We start from the raw sequence: 13,412 nt of genomic DNA, 5'->3' as shown, positions 1-13,412 counted from the left end.
CAACGGTTTCGCGCGCCGCTCCCGCTAGCCCGGCGCCGACGGCTCTAAGCTCGGGCGGGTGAGTGCGCGTGACATGTACAGCGGCGATATCTACGCAGGCCACAACCGGACGAAGAAGACGCCGGTACCGCAGGTGGCGGCCGAACGGGATCTGGTGGTCGAGGACGCGGCGAGCGGATTCTGCGGTGCCGTAGTCGGTTTCGACCGCAGCTACGACGGCGAGTTCGTGAAACTCGAGGACGGGCGCGGGGCGGTCCGCCTGTTCGCGCTGCGCGAGGCGGCGTTCCTCATCGACGGCAAACCGGTGACGCTCGTCCGCCCGAAGGTCGCCGCACCGAAGCAACCGACCCGTTCCGCGTCCGGCTCGACGCGTGTGGAGGGGTTGCGCGCGCGGGTGGCCCGCGGCAGCCGCATCTGGGTGGAGGGCGTGCACGACGCCGCACTCGTCGAGCGGGTGTGGGGCCACGATCTTCGGGTCGAGGGCGTGGTCGTCGAACATCTCGCGGGTCTCGACAATCTCGGCGCCCGCCTCACCGAGTTCGGGCCCGGTCCAGGGGCGCGGGTCGGGGTGCTCGTCGACCACCTGGTGACCGGTTCCAAGGAGTCCCAGCTCACCACGGGGCTCGGCCCGCACGTCCTGGTCACCGGGCACCCCTTCATCGATGTGTGGCAGGCGGTTCGTCCGGCCGCCGTCGGGATCGAGGCCTGGCCGACGGTGCCGCGCGGTGAGGACTGGAAGACCGGCATCTGCCGCAGGCTCGGCTGGGGTACCCCGCAGGAGGGGTGGCGCCGGGTGTACAACGCGGTCGACTCGTTCCGTGATCTCGAGGCGCCGCTGATCGGCGCGGTGGAACGGCTCATCGACTTCGTCACCGAGCCCGAGTAGCTCGACCGCAGGTCAGACCCGGCACACGGATCGGGGCGAACCTTTATGCTCGATGATTATGTGCTCTCCCAGTGCCACGCTGACGGTCTGGGCCGGCTCCTGGCTGGCCGGTACCAGCGCGCCCGACGACGTGCTGGAGTCGCTGCACGCCTGGGCGCCACGCCACACCATCGCCGCAGGCGACCCGGCCACCGGTGGCCGCACCGACTTACCGTGGACCTCCCGCGGCGACCTTCCCGGCACCGGCGCCATGCCGCTGCTCAAGGTCATCCGTGAGGCGATGGCTCCCTCGGGCGCACACCTGCGCCTGGTGCTGCCCGCACCCGGCGACGTGCGCGGCCTGCCGGTGGGCAGCGCCTTCGCGGCGGATGCCATCGATGCGGAGGAGGGCATCCTGATCGGCGTCCCCGGCCAGGAGGGCACCGGTCTGATCCCGCACTGGGACGACGACGACACCCTGCAGTGGACCGTCTACAGCGTGATCGTCCCGCCCGTCGGTGACCCGGACATGACCCTCGGCGCCGCCGAGTACACGATGCGCGAAGCGGTCCGCGACGCCGCCGACGCGCTCATGCAGCTGCACACCACCTCGATCGGCCCGTCGGACGCCGACCCGCGCGAGCAGATCGAAGCCCAACTCGCCGCCTACGCCAAGCACGCCTATCCCGACTCGATTCCGTTGCGCGCCAAGCGGATTCTCGACACGGCCGACCATGTCGCGGCGATTCTCACGGTCGCCGAACACGAACCGGCGTCGTCGCCGACCTCGGCTACGGCCATCGGCGCCCACGAATCACTGCTGCGTCCGCTGTGGAACACGATCCGACAGGCCCGGCTGGTCGCCATCCACGCGGCCGCGCGACCAGCGGCCTGACACCGGAAAAGGTTGCCCGACAGCTCATCCGACGAGCGGGCCGGCGGTCAGCGATACGGCTGCTGGTACTGATTCGGGTACGGCGCCCGCTGCGGCGGGTAGGGCATCGGCTGCTGAGGCGGGTACTGCGCCTGCGGGTACTGCGGCGGATAGGGAGCCTGCGCGTATCCGCCCTGCGGGTGGCCGTAGTTCGGCGGCATCTGCTGCGGGTACGGCTGCTGATGCTGGGCGAACTGCTGCGGCATGTGCTGGGGCGCACCCTGATTCGAGTTGCCACCGAATTTGCGGATCAGCACGATCACCACGATGAGCACGATCACGGCGATGATGATCAGCCACACCCAGTCGGGCAGGCCGACCCCGACGCTCACCCCGCCGCCGCCACCCCGCTTGGCAAAGATCGTTTCCGCCGTGTGGACAGTCTTCATCGGGCCTCCCCCGTCGCGGCTGCTCGACCCTCCCGGCCGAAGAACACCGGCGATGCTAACCCACCTGATTCACCAACGGGGAACCGCCGCTTCAGAATCCGTTCAGCGCGGTCTTCATATCCGGGTAGTCGAGGACGGTGAGGGTGTCGGCGCGAACCCCGGGGCAGCTGCGGTTGGTGACCTCGTCGACCACGAAGCGGTCGTAGGAGATGGCGGCATTGGCGATGGTGTCGCGCTGCGCCCACAGGCGCATGGCTCCGTTGAACGCCACCCGCCCGACCTCCGGGCCGAGCGCCTTCCAGGTGCCCTGTTGGGAGTCGAGGATGCTGCACAGGCTGTCGACGGTCGGTTGGGAAATGGTCGGCTCGGTCGGTTCGGGGCCGGTCTCGTACCCGGAATCACCGCCGCAGCCGGCCAGGGCGAACGTCCCGGCGACGGGCAGCAGGAGCAGCGCGGCCGCGTGACGGCGTTTTGTCGAGCGCATCGGATGCCTCCGATCTGTCGATCACAACAACCGCCCAGCCTACCCGCGTAATAGGCGCGGGCGGTGAATGGTTATGCGGTTGTGCTCACGCACGCGCGGGGCGCGGGGGCAGTTCGCAGCAGCCGGGAGCGCACAGCGCGCCGTCGACCGTGCAGCCGTAACCGGGGACTTCGCCGAGCTCACGCACGTCGCCCGCGCTGAGGCGCTCCTGGATCAGCTCCACGATCATCCGGGGGAAACGGGGATCGGTACCGGGTGTGGCGGCGCGCGCGAAGGCCATCCCGAGTTCACCGGCCCTGGTGGCCGCCTCGTTGTCGAGATCCCAGATCACCTCGAGATGATCGGAAACGAATCCCACCGGGCACACGACGACGGACTCGATTCCCTTGGCGTGCAACACATCCAGGTGATCGACGATGTCGGGTTCGAGCCACGGCACCTGTGGCGGCCCGGACCGCGACTGCCACACCACGTCGTACTCGGCGAAACCGGCTGCGGCGGCACACAATCGGGCGGCTTCGGCGACCTGCCTGCTGTAGAGGCGGCCACCGTCGGCCGGCGGTCCCGCGACATTGTCGGCGGCGACGGGGATGGAGTGCGCGGTGAACACCAGGCGCGCGCCCTCGCGGTGGTCGGCCGGAAGCTGTTGCACCGCAGCGGTGATCGCATCGGCGAAAGCGGCGATCAGCAGCGGATGATCGAAATACTGGCGCAGCTTCACCAGTTCGGGCGCGCCCGCACCCACGGCGGCGCGAGCTCGGGCGATGTCCTCGTCGTACTGGCGGCAGCCGGAATACCCACCCCACGCGGAGGTGGGGAAGACCAGGGCCGAGCGCACACCGTCGGCCGTCATCGTGGCGACGGTGTCCTCCACCATCGGATGCCAGTTCCGGTTGCCGAAATACACCGGCAGGTCGAGTCCGGCGTCGGCCAGATCGGCCGCGAGCGCGGTGATGATCTGCCGGTTGAGGGCGTTGATCGGCGAGACCCCGCCGAAATGCAGGTAGTGCTCGGCGACCTCGGCCAGCCGTTCCGGCGGCACCCCGCGGCCCCGGGTGACGTTCTCCAGGAACGGGAGCACGTCCTCGGGACCCTCGGGGCCGCCGAACGACAGCAGCAGCAGCGCGTCGGCCATCAGTTGGAGGTGAAGTTCTCCGGGAACCACATGTTGTGGCTCGCGCCGCCGTCCACATAGATGATCGAGCCGGTGGTGGCGGGCAGCCAATCCGAGAGCAGCGCCACGATCGACTTGCCTACGGCGCGCGCGTCGGCACCGTCCCAGCCGATCGGCGACGCGCCGTCCCAGTACTCGTCGAGCTGACGCAGCTGCTTGGCGTCGTCGGTGGCGGTACCGGCGATGGCCTTGGCGGCGAGGGTCTTCACCGGGCCTGCGGCGATCAGGTTGGAGCGGATCTTCTTGGCGTAACCCACTTCCCGGGCCACGTACCGGTTCACCGACTCGAGCGCGGCCTTGGACACGCCCATCCAGTTGTAGTACGGCATCGCCACGCGCGGATCGAAGTCCATGCCGACGATCGACCCGCCCTCGTTCATCACCGGCAGCACGGCGCGGGCCAGCGAGGCGTAGCTCCAGGCGGAGATCTCGAAGGACTTGGCCACATCGGGGCCGGGGCCCTCGAGGAACGGCACCGCGTCCGGACCCATCAGGGTCTTCGGCGCGAAGGCGATCGAGTGCAGCACGCCGTCGATGCCCTCGGGTGCCAGCTCACGCACGGCGTCGGCCAGCGCGCCCAGGTTCTCCTCGTTGGTGACGTCCAACGGGATGGCCGGGGGCACTTCCTGCGGCAGCCGCTTGGCGATGCGGTCGATGAGACGCAGCCGCTCGGGGATGCCGGTGATGATCACCTTCGCGCCCTGCTCCTGCGCGACCGCCGCCGCGCTGAACGCGATCGAGGAATCGGTGATGATGCCGGTGATCAGGATGGTCTTGCCTTCGAGCAGTCCGCCCATGGGTTTTCGGTTCTCCTGCGATTCGGGGATGCGGCGGGCTGATCGCCCGCCACGGGGAGTCGGTCAGCGGGTCAGTGGCCCATGCCCATGCCGCCGTCGACCGGGATGATCGCACCGGAGACATAGCGGGCGTCCTCGGAAGCGAGGAAGCTGACCACGGCGGCCACCTCTTCCGCCTGGCCGAGCCGCTGCAGCGGGATGAACTTCTTCGCCGTTTCCTTCAGGTCGTCGGGCAGCTCGGCGGTCATGTCCGTCTCGATGAAACCGGGCGCCACAACGTTGGCGGTGATCGAGCGCGAACCCAGCTCGCGAGTGATCGAGCGAGCCATACCGATGACGCCCGCCTTGGAGGATGCGTAGTTGATCTGGCCGGGACCACCGCCGAGGCCGACGACGGAACCGAGGAAGATCATCCGGCCCCAGCGTGCCCGCAGCATGGCGCGGTTGGCGCGCTTGGCACAGCGGAAAGCGCCGGTGAGGTTCGCATCGATCACGCGCTCGAACTGCTCGTCCGTCATCCGCATGAGCAGCGTGTCGTCGGTGATGCCCGCGTTGGCGACCAGCACCTCCACCGGACCCTGGTGCTCCTCGACCTCGGTGAACGCCCGGTCGACCGACTCGCTGTCGGTGACATCGCATTTCACCCCGAACAGTCCCTCGGGCACGCCCGACCCGCGATGGGTGACGGCGACCTTGTGCCCGTCGGCGAGCAGGCGCTGGGCCACCGCGAGACCGATTCCGCGATTACCGCCGGTGACCAGCACCGACCGGGATGTGACGTTCGACATAGGGTCCAACCTATCTGTTCTGGTTCCAGGGCCCGGCGTCAGGGTCGCACCGTTGCGACTGCTCACAACGCCGAGTACGGCAAGCTAGGGCAGGCGTTGACGATAGAGCAAGCTGACGAGCACGCCCGCCGCGACGAACAACATGCCGCCGAGCAGCCACGGCCTGCTGGCATCGCCCCGGGTGGTCTCGTAGCCGATCTGCTCTTCGAGGGTGTCGTAGACAGCGGTGAGCTCGGCGAGTGAGGAGGCGGTGTAGAAGTCGCCGCCGGACAGCTCGGCGATCTCGCGCAGCGAGTCGTTGTCGACGGGGACCTTCACCCGCTGCGAGCCGCCACCGTCGGAATCGGGGATCTCGACGGTGCCCCACTCGGTGCCGAAGGAGATGGTCGACACCGGGATGCCCTTGTTCTTGGCGAGGCGGGCGGCGGTGAAACCGTGGCGCGGGTTGTCGATGTCCTTGTCGTCGGGCACGGTCTGCTTGCCGTCGGACATGAGCACCACGCGCGCGGGCGGCGGCGTCTCCGCGCCACCGAGCACCGCGGCGAGGGTGTCGATGGACTGCAGGGCCGTCAGGATGCCCTCACCGGTGGCGGTGCGCTCGGCCAGCTTGATGTTGTCGATCGAGTGCTTGACCGCCTCACGATTGGTGGTGGGCGACACCATCACCGACGCGGTACCGGCGAACGTGACGAAACCCAGGTTGATACCGGGGGTCAGTCCCTCGACGAAGTCCTTGCCCGCTTCCTGCGCGACCTGCAGCCGGTTGGGCGGCACATCGGTGGCCTCCATCGACAGCGACACGTCCATCACCAGCACCACTGTCGCGCGGTTGCGCGGCACCTTCTGCACGGCGGTCGGCCCGGCGGCGGCGATGGTGAGCAGGATCAGCCCGACCAGGATCAGCGCGATCGGCACGTGCCGCATCGGGCTCGGCCGCGACGGCGCGACCCGCTCGAGCACGGTCATGTTGCCGAACTGCAGCATCCGCTTGTGGCGGGCGCGCTGCACGAGCACATAACCGAGGACCAGCAGCGCGACGACGAGGAGGAAACCCAGCCAGGCGGCGGCGGTGAAATGCGAAATACTCACTGGCGAGGCACCCGCCCGCTCGGGGCGCCGAGATTGTGGCGCCGGGTGGACACGAACCGGACCACGTCGGCGATCCAGTCCCGATCGGTCTGCAGGCTCAGCACCGGCGCGCCGCAACTGCGCAGCGCCTGATGCACCTGTTCGCGCTGCGCGTTGGCCGCGGCGGCGAAATCGGCGCGCAGCGTGGGAGTCACGCTGAATTCGCGGGTGTGCCCGGTCTCCGGGTCGTGCAGGACGACATCGCCACCGTCGGGCAGTGCGATGTCGAGCGGGTCGAGCACCTCCACCGCGAGCAGGTCGTGGCGGGCAGAGATGGCGCGGAGCGAACGCTGCCAGTCCACGTCGCCGAGGAAGTCGCTGATCACCACCGCGAGACCACGTTTGCGCTGCGGGCGGCGCAACGATTCGATGCCCGCCTTCAGGTCACCGCGCACACCGTCGCGCGCGTGCGGGGTGGTCGCGATGCCGCGCAGCATGGTCTGGGCGTGCAGGCGCCCGGCGCGCGCGGGAATCCGGACCAGATCCTGACCGGTCGCCACGACGGCGCCGATGCGGTTGCCGCCGCCGGAGGTGAGGTGGGTGATGGCCGCGGCCGCCGCGATCGCCAGGTCGCGTTTCTGCACGCGCCCGGTGCCGAAGTCCAGACTCGACGACAGGTCGACCACGAGCCAGGTCTCGAGTTCGCGGTCGGCGATCATCTGCCGCACGTGCGGATGGGTGGTGCGGGCGGTGACCGACCAATCCATCTGGCGCACATCGTCGCCCGGCTGGTACAGCCGCGCCTCCCCCGGTTCCGAACCCGGGCCGGGGATCAAACCCTGGTGGTCGCCGTGCAGCACACCGTCGAGGCGGCGGCGCACCGTCAGCTCGAGCGTTTTCAGCGCGGCCGACAGTTTCGGGTCGGTCAGCTCACCCGCCCGGAACGACGGCGGTACGTGAGACGGCTCGGGCACGCGGGCAACGGGTTCCGGCGCACTCACTGGGGTGCGACGTGGCCGGCGGGCTGGGACTGCTGCCCGTTCACCGGCTGCGGCGCAGGCTGGGACTGGGGAGCGGGCGGCTGGGGCACCGGCGGCTGCGAGTTCTGCGGGCCGCCGACGGCCTGCGGCGCGACCTGCGGCAGACCCACGGTCTGCAGCACCCGCTTGATGACGTCCTCGGGCGAAACCTCGTCGGCCAGCGCGTCGTAGGACAGCACCAGGCGGTGGCGAAGCACGTCCGGGATCACCTCGACCACGTCCTGGGGCACCACGTAGTCGCGGCCACGGATCAGCGCGACCGCGCGGGCGGCGGCGATGATGCCGAGGCTGGCACGCGGGGAGGCGCCGTAGGAGATCCAGCTCGCCACGTCGGGCATGCCGAACTCGGCCGGGGTGCGGGTGGCGCTGATGACGCGGACCACGTAGTCGACGAGCGCGTGGTGCACGAAGACGTTGGCGGCGACCTTCTGCAGCCGGATGATGTCCTCGGGCTCGAGGATCTGCTTGGGTTCCGGCGCGCTCACACCCATCCGGTAGATGATCTCGCGCTCCTCCTCCACGGAGGGGTAGTCCACGACGACCTTGAACAGGAAGCGGTCGCGCTGCGCCTCGGGCAGCGGGTACACGCCTTCGCTCTCGATCGGGTTCTGGGTCGCCATGACCAGGAACGGATCGGGCATCGGGTAGGTCTTGCCGCCGATCGACAGCTTGCGCTCGGCCATCACCTCGAGCAGGGCCGACTGCACCTTGGCGGGCGCGCGGTTGATCTCGTCGGCGAGCACGAAGTTGGCGACCACCGGGCCGAGTTCGGTGTCGAACTCCTCGCGGCCCTGCCGGTAGATGCGGGTACCGATCAGGTCGGTCGGCACGAGGTCGGGGGTGAACTGCACCCGCGAGAACGAACCACCGACGACCTTGGCGAACGTTTCCACGGCAAGGGTCTTCGCGACGCCGGGTACACCCTCGAGCAGGACGTGGCCACGTGCGAGCACACCGACGAGCAACCGCTCGACGAGCCGATCCTGGCCGACGATAACCCGCTTGACCTCGTAGATCGCCTTCTCGAGAGTCTGGACGTCACGCTCCAGGGTGCTCGGCGTTGCCGTACCGGCGTCCTTCGCCAGCTTCGGCCCGCTCACACCTTCCGTCGAAGTCACCAACATCCCCGCTTTCGCTTTGGTCCTGTGCGTGCGGCCCCAACTATTCCATTGAATCGCCCGGTGCGCCGCAACCGGCCATGACTCGGCGGCAATTCGGCCCTCTCGGTGCGAGCGCCCGAACGGGCGCGAGCGCGGAGTGCAGGGACACTACCTGCATCATTGCCGAAATCCGCCAGGTGCGCGGCGGGTCCGGCGACATCGCCGAATTCGTCGACCGGTGTCGTTGTCGTCGCACGACAAGTGTGTGCGTGTGCTTCCTCGCCCGCGCGGACAGTGGCGGCACGCCTGCTCGAACCGCAGCCGGGCAACGGCGTGGACGGCCCGGGCGTTCGGACGATTTCGCCGACGACTCGCCCGAACCCGGCCGGCTTGTTACCCTCCCTCGCGAAACACATTGCGCCCGAATAATTCTCGGGCCGGGGGGAACGATTGGCGATGTATCCGGGGAATCCGCAGTTCGGTCAGGGGCAGCCGTATGGTGGCCACCCGATCCATTACCCACCGCAGCCGGTCTTCGACTTTCGAAAGCCACGCCCGCGCGGGCGGGTGATCGGGCTGGTCGTCGGTTCGGTGGTGACGGTGTTCGCGTTGGTCGTCGGCGCGGCGGTGTGGCTGGCGTGGCCGGAACCGGCGGGCAGCAGCGCGCCGTTCTACCAGGCGTTGTCGTCGCTGTCGTCCAAACCGGCGCTGCGGTACCGGACCATCGTGCCCAGCAGCGCCCATACCTGGGACGTGACCGTCACCGCGACCGGCGACACCACCGGAACGGTTTCGGTCGACGGGCAGTCCTCCGAGATCGTGCGCGCGGGCGGGCAGCTCTACCTCGGGCCTACCTCGGGCACGCGCGACGACCTGGGGCGGGCACCGGTCAGCGCGGCGAATCGGGACAAATGGCAGACCGCGCCCGAGGCCATCGAGACCGAAGCCGCCGTGTTCTCCTCCCCCGCGCTGCTGGCGAGCTGGCTGGCAGCCCAGCTGGACCGCGCGGACCTCCGCGGCCGCGTCCAGGTGGGTGACGAACCCGCGCTGCGCGCGGAAACCGAGGAGGGCACGCTCGATATCTCGGTCTCGGAACCGTACCGGGTGCTGCGGTGGGCGCCGGCCGACGATACCGACGCTGCCGAGCTGATTCTCACCGAAGTCGCGGACTCAACCGATCAGGTGCGGGCCGCGTTGCAGAACGCGATCGGCCGGCTCGCCGGCGCGGTGAACAGCGACTTCACCTTCCGTCCCGGCCAGGGCGCGTTGACCTGCAGCACGGCGGGATGCTCTGTCCGGCAACCGTTCACCGGCCGGATCACCCGCTCGGACCGAGCCCGCGTCACCGGAACGGCGACGGTCACCCTCACCGCGACGATCTCGGTCGAAGGCCGCCATGGTGGACGCTGCAGCGCGAGTGGTTCGTTCCCGCTCGAGACGAACGGGTTCAACGGCGAGCTCACGTGTACAGCGCCCGAGGCCGGTGCGGTCTTCGCCGCGGTCAGCGCCGAGAAACAGGCCGCCGCCGAGCGTCAGGCACAGGCCGAACGCCGCACCGTGAACTACGAGACCCGCTTCGCCGCGGACACCGAGGTGGTCGCCGAGGCCGTCGGGCAGGCGCAGGTGCAGGGTCTGCTCGACGCCATAGAAGAAGGTCTGCGCGAGCCCGACTGCGACGCCGCGAACAGTTTCGTCGCGGGTACTCCGGTCCTGTTGGCCGACGGCACAGTTCGTGCGATTCAACAGATCACCGTGGGGACGCCGGTCGCCGTGGCGGCGCCGTCGGCAGGGCTGCGGTCGACATCGTCGGTGCGGTCTGTCGTCCACGGCATCGGCGGACGATCCCGCGAACTCGTCACCCTGACGATCACCGACGGTGACCGAACCGCGATCATCTCCGCGACGACCAACCACCCGTTCTGGGTGCCCACCCTGTCGCGGTGGGTGGACGCCGGCGATCTGAAGCCGGGCACCCTGCTCGCCGGTCGTGCGGACGAACGACCACGTGTCGTCGAAGCGCGCCGGGAGGTATCGCACGTACCGGTCTACAACCTCGAGGTCGACGGCCCACACACGTACTACGTGGTCGCGGGGAACACGAGCGTGCTCGTGCACAATTGCCCTGCACCGAAGGGCGGGCCGCCGGCCGCCAGGAAGGAGATTCGCAATGCTGTCGAACTACTGCGTGCCGGGCAACTGCCGCAACGGCTGAACCCCGACGGCACGCCGGACATCTTCGAAGGCCGGCCCGGCACACCAGCGGCTGTTGCCCGAAAATGGGCGGATTCATCGATCTATGAGGTCCCCGGCCTCGGTAATCAGTTCCGGCTTCTTCGCAATGCGTATGGCGATGTTGGTTGGACGGACAACCACTACGGGCGAATTATCGTCTATGCCGACTGATGGTGGAGCATGACAATCACTGGGAACCCGCGCCCGAGTGCGCGATTCGCGCTCCGCTCGGAAGATACCGACCACCCGCTGCTCGCCTCGTTCGATCGCCTCGACGACTTCTTCGTCGGTGACGCGAACAGTGGCGACGAGTTCGATGCTTGTGCCCCCGAAGGCCTGGTACCGGTACATTTCCGGGCGGACGGCATCCGGTCGGTCGGCCCGATGCTCCGCGCGAGCGTCGAGTCGACGCGGCGGCCTGCCGACCTCGGTGACCTCGACCTCGACGTACTCGACGAGGCCGGAAACACCATCGGACGGTACTGGGTCGGCGCAGTCGCGCTGACCCATGCCGAGGATCACGGCCCCGCGTTCTCGATGACCGGATGGGTGAGCCGACTCGCGCATCGATCCGCTGATGCCGCGTGGGATCGACTTCGTCACGGGCGGCTGACACTCGCCGGACAGTGGGTCGGGCTGACGCAGGCGGAGCGTGAAGGCTGGCTCGAGGTCGCGATGCGCTACGAACGCCACCTTCCGCCGAAGCCTCCGCCCACTGTGATCACGGTGAACGGCGGCGACATCACCGACCTCGCGGGTTTCTACTGTGCCATCGGCGAAGCGGCCAATGGCCCCGGCGGCTATTTCGGCGCCAACTTCATGGCATTGCGCGAGTGCGCGCGAGATCGCCCCGGACTGACCGTTCGATGGCGCGATTCGGACGCCTCGGCGCGGCACCTGGATACGGTGGTCGAGACGCTCGCCGGGCCGATGACTTGGATGGAGCTGGCCGTTTCCACCCTCCGTGACGCAGGCGCGACCGTCGTACTCGAATAGCCCCCGGTACCGCGGCGTTCACTCGGTGACGATGCGCACCGCGTACGGCATGATGCCGCCTTCGCGCACGGGCGAAATCTTCACCACGTCACCGGATTCGGGGGCCTCGATCATGGTGCCGTCGCCGAGGTAGAGCGCCACGTGGGCGCTGCCGCCCGGGCCCCAGAACAGCATGTCGCCGCGTTCGCGTTCCTCGACGGGGACCCGGGTGCCCGCGTTGTACTGGTAGCCGCTGTAGTGCGGCAGGGAGACACCGATGCCCGCGAAGGCGTAGAGCATCAGGCCCGAGCAGTCGAAGCCGACTTTGTTGTAGTCGCCGTGCGAGTCGCCGACGCCGCCGTCGCGGATGCCGAGGGTCGGTCCTTCCTCGTCGCCACCGCCCCAGGCGTAGCTCACGCCGAGCTGGGACATGGCGCGGTCGATCACGGTCTCGATCGCGGCCGAGCCGGTGACCTGTGGGGTCGTCGATCTCGGTTTGGATTTTCGCGGTGCGGTCGGTGTCGATTCCAGGTCGGTGTGCGGGCCCTGGTCCTCGCCGAGGCGGGCGGCGCGGTCGCGGGCGGCCTGATCGGCGGCGGCGCGGGCGGCGGCCGCGTTGGCGGCGGCGAGCAGGGCGGAGAGCTGGGCCTTCTGCTGATCGTCCCAGTCGAGGAAGATCTCGCGCTGACTCTGCAGGCCTGCCACCGTCGAGCGGGCGGTGTCGAGGGCGATCTGGGCGGCGGTGCGGTCGCGCTGGAGGGTGTCGCGGGCCGCCGCCTGGTTGTCGAACTCGGCCTTGGCGACGTCGACGGCGGCCTGGGCGGCGTGCTTCTTCTGTTCGGCCGCACTCGCGGCGGCGTCGGCGTCGGCCTTGGCCTGACGGGCCGCGGCGTTCTGGTTGGCCTGGGCGATCTGGGCGCGTCGCAGGTCGTCGAGCACCTGGCGCTGATTCTTCGACACCATGCTCAGCACCTGCGCGCGGTCCATCGCCGCGTCCGGCGTGGACGACGCGAAATAGGTGACCACCGAACTGGACGACGGACGCACATACGCCTGGGTGGCGAGCTGATCGAAATCGCCTCGGGCGGCGACGACTTTCGCGCCGACGTCGGCGAGCTGGGCCTGGCTGTCGGCCACGGCGGCAGCGGCCGCGCCTGCGGCGTCACGCGCGGTCTGCAGGTCGACGAGCGCCTGGTTGACGGCCTCGCGCTTGCCCGCGAGGGCGTCGTCGAGGGCACGTAATTGCTGATCGGCGACGGCGACCCGGTTGATGAGGGCGCCGATCTCCCCGACGCGCGCGTCGACCTCGGCGCCCGCGCCCGCGATCTCGCTGTCGGACGGGTTCGGTGGTGGCGACGGCGGCACGGCCGTCGTCGGGCCCGCGGTCACGACGACAGCGAGCACGGCCAGCAATCCGATCGCTATCCGTAACCGCCCTGGTTGATCCTGCCCGCTCGCACCGCGCACGGCACCTCCGAGTGACTCGACTCGACATACGCCACTGGCGCATCAGCCGACTCAGCGACCCCAAGGGTCGACCAATGCCCCCTGTACCACTGCTTTCCC

Annotated in this window: 13 protein-coding genes; 4 read left to right on the top strand and 9 right to left on the bottom strand. The window is 69.2% G+C overall.

The genetic code is table 11. From position 1 onward, the window contains the following. Nucleotides 1-73: 73 nt before the first annotated feature. Both HYG95_RS12240 and HYG95_RS12235 read left to right on the top strand, forming a co-directional pair. Complete coding sequence (locus HYG95_RS12240) at nucleotides 74-886, top strand: DUF3097 domain-containing protein (protein ID WP_181698146.1); 813 nt, start codon at nucleotides 74-76, stop codon at nucleotides 884-886. Nucleotides 887-944: 58 nt separating this feature from the next. Further along, nucleotides 945-1,760 carry a hypothetical protein gene (locus HYG95_RS12235; protein WP_181698092.1) on the top strand — a complete coding sequence of 272 codons (816 nt, stop codon included), beginning with the start codon at nucleotides 945-947 and terminating at the stop codon, nucleotides 1,758-1,760. 47 nt (nucleotides 1,761-1,807) lie between these two features. On the opposite strand, the gene HYG95_RS12230 is transcribed toward HYG95_RS12235, so the two are convergent. The 8 genes from HYG95_RS12230 to HYG95_RS12195 all read right to left on the bottom strand — a co-directional run bounded on the left by HYG95_RS12230 (nucleotide 1,808) and on the right by HYG95_RS12195 (nucleotide 8,663). Beyond that, nucleotides 1,808-2,188 carry a hypothetical protein gene (locus HYG95_RS12230; protein WP_181698091.1) on the bottom strand — a complete coding sequence of 127 codons (381 nt, stop codon included), beginning with the start codon at nucleotides 2,186-2,188 and terminating at the stop codon, nucleotides 1,808-1,810. 91 nt (nucleotides 2,189-2,279) lie between these two features. Continuing rightward, the gene (locus HYG95_RS12225; protein WP_181698090.1) at nucleotides 2,280-2,672 is read right to left on the bottom strand and encodes a hypothetical protein; all 393 of its coding nucleotides are present in this window, start codon (nucleotides 2,670-2,672) and stop codon (nucleotides 2,280-2,282) included. An 85-nt stretch (nucleotides 2,673-2,757) separates the two neighbouring features. Further along, nucleotides 2,758-3,807 (bottom strand): ferrochelatase, encoded by a 1,050-nt coding sequence (locus HYG95_RS12220; protein ID WP_181698089.1) that lies wholly within the window; start codon nucleotides 3,805-3,807, stop codon nucleotides 2,758-2,760. Then, nucleotides 3,807-4,643, bottom strand: coding sequence for an NADH-dependent enoyl-ACP reductase InhA (gene inhA / locus HYG95_RS12215; protein WP_181698088.1), 837 nt, complete (start codon nucleotides 4,641-4,643; stop codon nucleotides 3,807-3,809). The genes HYG95_RS12220 and inhA overlap by 1 nt, the downstream gene beginning before the upstream one ends. Before the next feature lie 71 nt (nucleotides 4,644-4,714). Further along, nucleotides 4,715-5,431 (bottom strand): 3-oxoacyl-ACP reductase FabG1, encoded by a 717-nt coding sequence (fabG1, locus tag HYG95_RS12210; RefSeq protein ID WP_181698087.1) that lies wholly within the window; start codon nucleotides 5,429-5,431, stop codon nucleotides 4,715-4,717. A gap of 84 nt (nucleotides 5,432-5,515) precedes the next feature. Further along, on the bottom strand, nucleotides 5,516-6,520 hold the full coding sequence (locus HYG95_RS12205; protein ID WP_067635960.1) for a VWA domain-containing protein: 1,005 nt from the start codon (nucleotides 6,518-6,520) through the stop codon (nucleotides 5,516-5,518). Further along, nucleotides 6,517-7,473 carry a DUF58 domain-containing protein gene (locus tag HYG95_RS12200; RefSeq protein WP_181698086.1) on the bottom strand — a complete coding sequence of 319 codons (957 nt, stop codon included), beginning with the start codon at nucleotides 7,471-7,473 and terminating at the stop codon, nucleotides 6,517-6,519. The genes HYG95_RS12205 and HYG95_RS12200 overlap by 4 nt, the downstream gene beginning before the upstream one ends. A gap of 23 nt (nucleotides 7,474-7,496) precedes the next feature. Further along, nucleotides 7,497-8,663: a MoxR family ATPase gene (locus tag HYG95_RS12195; RefSeq protein ID WP_181698085.1), complete on the bottom strand. Its 1,167-nt coding sequence runs from the start codon at nucleotides 8,661-8,663 to the stop codon at nucleotides 7,497-7,499. A gap of 432 nt (nucleotides 8,664-9,095) precedes the next feature. On the opposite strand from HYG95_RS12195, the gene HYG95_RS12190 reads away from it, so the two are divergent. Then, on the top strand, nucleotides 9,096-11,042 hold the full coding sequence (locus HYG95_RS12190) for a Hint domain-containing protein (protein ID WP_181698084.1): 1,947 nt from the start codon (nucleotides 9,096-9,098) through the stop codon (nucleotides 11,040-11,042). A 9-nt stretch (nucleotides 11,043-11,051) separates the two neighbouring features. After that, nucleotides 11,052-11,867: a barstar family protein gene (locus tag HYG95_RS12185; protein WP_181698083.1), complete on the top strand. Its 816-nt coding sequence runs from the start codon at nucleotides 11,052-11,054 to the stop codon at nucleotides 11,865-11,867. 18 nt (nucleotides 11,868-11,885) lie between these two features. On the opposite strand, the gene HYG95_RS12180 is transcribed toward HYG95_RS12185, so the two are convergent. Continuing rightward, on the bottom strand, nucleotides 11,886-13,313 hold the full coding sequence (locus HYG95_RS12180) for an NlpC/P60 family protein (RefSeq protein WP_181698082.1): 1,428 nt from the start codon (nucleotides 13,311-13,313) through the stop codon (nucleotides 11,886-11,888). Nucleotides 13,314-13,412 lie beyond the last annotated feature (99 nt).

The sequence above is a fragment of the Nocardia sp. GTS18 genome, from assembly GCF_013839555.1.
Taxonomy (GTDB): Bacteria; Actinomycetota; Actinomycetes; order Mycobacteriales; family Mycobacteriaceae; genus Nocardia; species Nocardia rosealba.
Note: the sequence above shows the minus strand (reverse complement) of the source record. Positions and strands in the feature narration are given on the sequence as shown.